Raw genomic sequence first — 3277 nt, 5'->3', positions numbered from 1 at the left:
TTATACAGGAAATTTCAGGAAATAGGGAATTGGGAATTGGGAATTGGGAATATATAGTAAGAATTTAGTTTTTACCCAGTCCCCAGTCCCCAGTCCCCAGTCCCCAGTCCCCAGTCCCCAGTCCCCAAAAAAATCTTGCCCGGAAAAACTGATGACAATAGCGGATCAGGTTGGATAATTTGTTAAAATTACACATCCATTTTGGGAGTCTGGTTAATGACAACAATTTTAGAAGCAAGTAGTATATATTTACTATCATCCCAACTATCATCCCATTTGCTGGCCGTAGCAGAAAATACAAAACAAGTTACCCCGGAATGGTTGCAAGCTTTTATTTTAGGTATTGTGCAAGGTATTACAGAGTTTTTACCGATTAGTAGTACAGCACATTTGTTAATAGTCACCAAAGTATTTGCTTGGAAAGAACTAGGTGCTAAAGATTTTGTGGATGCGATTCAATTTGGTAGTGTGATAGCGATATTATTATATTTTTGGTCACAAATTTCTAGTATTGTTACAGGTGCAATTGCCGCATTTCAAGATCAAGATTGGCAACGAGAAGAATGGAAAATATTGGTGGGTATTGCTGTAGGAACAATGCCGGCATTAATTTTGGGTTTTCTGTTAAAAGATGTTTTACCTGAAAGTGCATTAGTCATTGCTATAATGTCAGTGATCATGTCGATTTTATTGGGTTTGGCAGAAAAGGTTGGAACTCGCAAGCGTGGTTTTGATTCCTTACAAATTCGGGATGGTATTTTGGTAGGATTAGGACAAACTCTAGCTTTAATTCCTGGGGTTTCTCGTTCTGGTTCAACCTTAACTACAGCCTTATTTCTAGGATTAGAACGTGATACAGCAGCAAAGTTTTCATTTTTATTAGGGTTTCCTACTTTGACGATAGCTACCTTATATAAAAGTTTGAAAATTTTTCAGTTGTTTCAGGAAGGGCAATTACCAGATAATATAGTTTTATTATTAGTTATAGGGATTGTTTCCACCTTTATTTTTTCTTATTTATCAATTGCATTTTTGATTAGGTACTTACAAACAAAAAATACATTTGTGTTTGTTTGGTATAGATTAGCTTTTGGTTGTGCTATTTTATTAGCGATCGCCAACGGTTGGCAAGGATAAAATAAGCAGGGGGAAATTATTTGTATTTTCCCAATCACCAATCACCAATTACCAATCACCAATCACCAATTACCAATCACCAATTACCAATTACCAATTACCAATTACCTAATATATGTCTACCATTCAACCTGCAAAAATTACCAAGGTGCTACCCGAATCCATCGCTGCTGAAATTGGTTTTGAAGTTGGTGATGCGATAGTTGCCATTAATGGTACAAAACCACGTGATTTAATTGATTATCAGTTTTTGTGTGCAGATGAATTTTTAGAACTTGAAGTATTAGATACTCGCGGTAAAACTCATCAAATTGAAATTGAAAAAGATTATGATGAAGACTTAGGGTTAGAATTTGCAACGGCTTTATTTGATAATTTAATTCAATGTAATAACCGTTGTCCATTTTGCTTTATTGATCAACAACCACCTGGTAAACGTTCCAGCTTATATTTAAAAGATGACGATTATCGGTTGAGTTTTTTATATGGTTCTTATTTAACCTTAACAAATTTACCAGAAAAAGAATGGCAACGCATTGAACAAATGCGGTTATCTCCCTTATATGTTTCTGTTCATGCGACAGAACCAGAAGTGAGAACTAGACTATTAAAAAATCCCCGTGCTGGGCAGATTATACAACAACTTAAATGGTTTCAAGAAAGACGGTTACAAATTCATGCTCAAGTAGTAGTTTGTCCAGGAATAAATGATGGTGAACATCTAGAAAAAACATTAAGAGATTTGACATCATTTCATACAGGAGAAATACCAGCAGTAGCATCAGTAGCAGTTGTTCCTGTTGGTTTAACGCGATTTCGTCCTCAAGAAGATGAACTCGTACCTGTAACAAGAGAAAAAGCCAAAGAAGTAATTTCTCAAGTGAAATTACTGTGCCAAGAATTTAAACAAAAATATGGTTCTAATGTAGCTTGGTTAGCGGATGAATGGTTTTTAATTGCTGGTGCAGAATTACCAAGTGAAGCGGAATATGAAGAATATCCACAACTAGATAATGGTGTGGGTTCTATTCGCTTATTTATTAAACAATTTGCCCATGCAGCTAACGAATTATTACCAGCAAAAATCTTTCCTGCAAAAAAATTAACTTGGGTGGTAGGTAATGCAGTAGAAACGGCATTTAAACCACTGGTTAAACAGTTAAATAATGTAGAAGGTTTGGATGTAAAAATGCGTGCTTTATATAGTGATTATTGGGGGCAAAATATCAGTGTTACCGGATTATTAACCGGACATGATTTACTGTATCATTTAAAAGGGCAAGATTTAGGAGATGGTATTTTATTACCTAGTGTCATGCTCAAACATGGTGAGTTAATATTTTTAGATGATATGACAGTAGAAGAAGTATCGCGTCAGTTGAATATCAGTATATTCCCAGTTGCGGGAGTTGAGGAATTAATCAATACTTGTTGTCAGTAGACAGTTATCAGTTATCAGTTATCAGTTATCAGTTGTCAGTAGTACATCACCAATCGTTCGTTTTCAGACTCAATTTAAAATTTGGATGGGTACAGCAGCAAAGGAAAATCACTATCGAGTTAAAGTATGGGAAAATCAGTTGTTAACTATAGAAAGGTTATTGCGGTACGGTGAGAGGAAAGTAATCAATTCTAACTCAGGGTTAACAGTTCGTTAGGTTATTTATGTTAATCCTGCGGATATTATCAGTAATTGAATTTAATCAATCAGATTTAAGCTCTAAAATTATTAACTTGATATAAATTAATAATTTAGAGCCAGTTTGTCTAGAGATTGAAGTTACTGAAAGCATGATTATGCAAAATGTAAATTGTGCGATCGCCATTATAAATCCATTACTTGTCAGCACTATAATTTGAACAATTTGTGTTCTCTAATAAAACTTTATCTATCTAGAAAATATCGATATTTAATATAAATTTAATGGTGATTTTTAGGTAAATGAACCAGGGTAAGCTCATCTAATTTGGTATAAAATGAACTTGACAAAAGAAACAAGATAAGCAGCAGCAAGCAGAGAAAAATTTGACTTGACATGGGAGCAAAAGAAGTGAGATGAGGAGATAAGCTCCCCCTTCAACTCTAGGAATAAAGGTTTATGTCAGCAGGATTTGAAACTAAGTCAAGTGCTTCCAAGAA

General features: G+C 34.6%; 3 protein-coding genes. All 3 read left to right on the top strand.

Features of this window, described 5'->3' with window-relative positions:
* Positions 1-43 precede the first annotated feature (43 nt).
* The 3 genes from FFR48_RS30300 to FFR48_RS26480 all read left to right on the top strand — a co-directional run bounded on the left by FFR48_RS30300 (position 44) and on the right by FFR48_RS26480 (position 2578).
* Complete coding sequence (locus tag FFR48_RS30300; RefSeq protein WP_268932472.1) at positions 44-178, top strand: hypothetical protein; 135 nt, start codon at positions 44-46, stop codon at positions 176-178.
* Positions 179-216: 38 nt separating this feature from the next.
* Positions 217-1137 carry an undecaprenyl-diphosphate phosphatase gene (locus FFR48_RS26490; protein WP_096567876.1) on the top strand — a complete coding sequence of 307 codons (921 nt, stop codon included), beginning with the start codon at positions 217-219 and terminating at the stop codon, positions 1135-1137.
* 115 nt (positions 1138-1252) lie between these two features.
* Positions 1253-2578, top strand: a complete 1326-nt coding sequence (locus FFR48_RS26480) for a TIGR03279 family radical SAM protein (RefSeq protein ID WP_137669410.1) — start codon at positions 1253-1255, stop codon at positions 2576-2578.
* Positions 2579-3277: the final 699 nt, after the last annotated feature.

This window comes from Sphaerospermopsis reniformis (assembly GCF_005402885.1).
GTDB lineage: Bacteria > Cyanobacteriota > Cyanobacteriia > Cyanobacteriales > Nostocaceae > Sphaerospermopsis > Sphaerospermopsis kisseleviana.
Note: the sequence above shows the minus strand (reverse complement) of the source record. Positions and strands in the feature narration are given on the sequence as shown.